4 protein-coding genes are annotated in these 2,596 nt (G+C 47.3%); 3 read left to right on the plus strand and 1 reads right to left on the minus strand.

Annotated features, from left to right (window positions below; translation table 11 throughout):
• The 3 genes from ACH2EH_RS26630 to ACH2EH_RS26640 all read left to right on the plus strand — a co-directional run.
• Positions 1-991: RHS repeat-associated core domain-containing protein (locus tag ACH2EH_RS26630; RefSeq protein ID WP_395146465.1), on the plus strand; the 991-nt coding region annotated here is incomplete at its 5' end.
• Entirely contained in the window at positions 988-1,335 is a 348-nt protein-coding gene (locus ACH2EH_RS26635; RefSeq protein WP_395146467.1) for a hypothetical protein, read from the plus strand. The genes ACH2EH_RS26630 and ACH2EH_RS26635, both read left to right, overlap by 4 nt.
• Positions 1,336-1,401: 66 nt before the next feature.
• Complete coding sequence (locus tag ACH2EH_RS26640; protein ID WP_395146469.1) at positions 1,402-1,914, plus strand: hypothetical protein; 513 nt, start codon at positions 1,402-1,404, stop codon at positions 1,912-1,914.
• A 259-nt stretch (positions 1,915-2,173) separates the two neighbouring features.
• Here the strand turns inward: ACH2EH_RS26640 and ACH2EH_RS26645 are convergent.
• Positions 2,174-2,596 (minus strand): DUF4351 domain-containing protein (locus tag ACH2EH_RS26645; protein WP_395146471.1); only part of this gene is annotated, 423 nt, incomplete at its 5' end.

Here is a 2,596-nt window from a genome sequence, read left to right on the forward strand (position 1 = left end):
CCCCGCGACGGGTGGTACGACCAACCCCTTCTTCCTGAACGGCCAGCAGTGGGATGGGGCGGGTGTTTGGAATAGTGGGGAGGGGCTGTACTTTAACCGCGCTCGCTACTATCAAGCAGGGCTGGGGAGATTTTTAGGAAAAGATCTTTATTCAGGCGTAAATTACGAACCTGTGACTTTACATCGGTATTTATATGGTGCTAACGATTCTGTAAATAATGTAGACCCGACTGGAAATTCATTCATTGGGGCTATAGGCGCAGCTTTTGCTGATCTCTCAGCAGTTATCCGAGACACAGGAAGGGTTGCTATTGGCGGGGCCTCTATACAGCATACTCTCAGATATTTGGCAGTTAGAGGTTTCTTTTGGTTTTCCAGTCACGCGATAGCTCCATTAATTGTCGAGGGAAGTGTTGCTATAGGCGCAACAGCAACGGCAAATGCCATCAATTGGATGTTAGATAGAATGGCAAATAGTATGTTGAATGATGGCAACCCTGACAACTTATTCTTTAATGAAGATAGTGAAAAAGAGCATGTCGGGGGTGGATGGAAAGACCAAGGAGCACTACATGAGGACAATTTTGACGAAGGTCCTGACGATTTTAAAAATATTGCTAAGCATTATGATAAAGTTGATCGAATTGTTTCTATCGGGCCGAAAAATAAGCTTTTTGCTTCACTTGGTACTTCATGGGATTATAGTGAAGCAAATTTGTTATCGAAAATCGAAGCTAAAGTCAGGGCGATGTCGGAGCCGCAATATAAAATTAAAAAAGATTCAAAACACTTAATATCTGATGACCTTCCTGAGTTTCAAAAACCACAATCTGGAGATGTTAAAGCTCATATACATGGAATTCCTGAGGATGGTATCGGAATTCTTAAGAGTCGTACTTTCATATGGAAACTTATGGATTTACAGAGGCAATATAAAGTCAATATTCGGATTACTCCTATACGAGGTTGGGTCAGAGGGCCATTGCGATGATGTTCTTTTATTTAGAATATTATAGAGATGGAATATATGAAGAGATTGATTTTTCAAAAATAGTGTCGATATATTCTGATGTGAATTCTGGGATAGGAAATGCCCTAAAAAAGATTAATAGAAAATTACCTAATGATTCAAATATATATATATATCCAAGATTTAGTGAAATGGAATTTTCAGGAGGATATCTCTATTTTCCTGAATTTAATAGCTTATTGAGAGAAAACAATATAGAGATTGATTCTTTAGAAATAGGTATTAAAATTTTTTATTTTTTATTTGATAAATTAAGTTCTGAATTTCAGAATATAGACGTCAGAATGATCTATTTAGTTGAGTGATTTATTTTTACATGGGATTACAAAACAAATGAAATTATATCAACAGATACATTCAGGGCACCCAAGATGCTGACACTTCTTCCCCTCATCTCGCTGGTCACGCTTCCCCAGAAACCCACGACCTCCCTCAAGACTAAACTCGCGCCTGCACAGAACGTTACTCCGATAGCATGCCCTGTTGAACCTGCTAAATCGACCACTAAGTTGGACTCTTCCGCTCTTGCTCTGCTTAGCTCTGGAGCTGAGAGCCACAAGCGAGTGGCGATGCTGGAAAGCACGTTGGACTGGCGTTACTTATCGAAGGCAAATCTCTCCGCTCGCCCGACCAGTGCCCAGGGACAGAAAGCCCTCGAAGCCGCCCTTCGCACCGCCCAAGCAACTCTCACTCTTACTAAAGACGGCCAGGCACGCCTCGATGTCACCACGCCCGGTAAAGACGCACTCCCACGCGCCAAGACCTTCACCGATACCAAGAAGCTCTACGGCTACCGCTACGACAACGACGGAAAGCTCGCCGCCATCACCGAACGCGCCCTCGCACCAAACGGACAGGAGAAAGCCCTCACGCTTAGCCGGTAGCTTGACAGCTTGGGCGCACCCACGCAGACGCCCCAAGCGGACGGGGAGAGTTTCACCGCAAGCCGGGCGGCTTCTGTTGCGCTTGTGGAAAGTGCCCCTGCGCTTCCCACAACTGCCACCGCACTCTCGCAGACCTTCAACGCATCACAGGGAAGTTGTATCGCATCTGCGGAGAGTTTTCTTGCGAGTGGGGGAACTCACTTTACGTGCTCGGCGAGCTATCTTGCGATAGCGGCGGCGACCTGGCAGACTCTACGCCTTACTCCGCGAGCAGCTCCTGCCACGACTCCACTTCCAGCAGACGCTCCACAAAGGCTTCCAGACGCACAATATCCGCCTGCTCCAGTGCTGCTTCCGACTCAGGACTCGCCGCACCAAAGCGCTTGGTGCCCAGACGCAGAATCAGGCTACGTGCCTCCGCAGCACGGCCCTCCGTTAAGCCCTCTGTCCGCCCCTTCTCGATGCCTTCGATAATCCCCCTGGCGATGCCCTGCTCGATACCTTTCTCGATGCCTTTTTCTTCACCTAGCTCTATCCATTCATTCGTTAGCGTCATCATTGTATTTAGCTCCTCTCGGGGCAAGAGCCCCACTTCGCGCTGGAGTTCCACCAGCTCAAGACGTGTCATCTGCAAGTACGTTCGCACAAAACCCGCGATAAGCTGCGAGCGAGCCGGGTCGAG

Source organism: Armatimonas sp. (assembly GCF_043760365.1).
Lineage (GTDB): Bacteria > Armatimonadota > Armatimonadia > Armatimonadales > Armatimonadaceae > Armatimonas.